The sequence below is a fragment of the Streptococcus sp. 1004_SSPC genome (assembly GCF_001069025.1).
GTDB lineage: Bacteria > Bacillota > Bacilli > Lactobacillales > Streptococcaceae > Streptococcus > Streptococcus vestibularis.
Window position 1 is genome coordinate 1 of sequence record NZ_JWGQ01000027.1, and the last position, 380, is coordinate 380.

Below are 380 nucleotides of genomic sequence, written 5' to 3' on the forward strand. Positions count from 1 at the left end.
GAACAACCTAAGAAAGATATTCCAGGTTACCGCTTCGTAGAGACTAAGAAACTTCCAAATGGCGATATCGAACACGTTTATGAGAAAGTTTCAACACTAGCTCCAACGCCTTCACCTGTTCCTCAACCAACTCCAGGTAAGCAAAATACAACTACTTGGACTGATGAAAATGGAAATCCATTGAAACCAACTGAGTCAGGTTCTAAAGAACCGGGAACAGTTTCAGGTTACGAATATGTGAAGACTGTGACTGATCCAAATGGAAATATCAAACATATCTTCAAGAAAGTTGAGATGCCAACTCCAAGACCGGTTGAACCAAGTCAACCAGCAACACCAAAATATGTTGAAGGTCAAAAAGAGTTGCCAAATACAGGTAC

1 protein-coding gene is annotated in these 380 nt (G+C 40.5%); it reads left to right on the top strand.

The annotated features are described in order from the left end of the window. A partial coding sequence (locus ADF62_RS09920; RefSeq protein ID WP_065426862.1) for a hypothetical protein occupies positions 1-380 on the top strand: 380 nt, incomplete at both ends.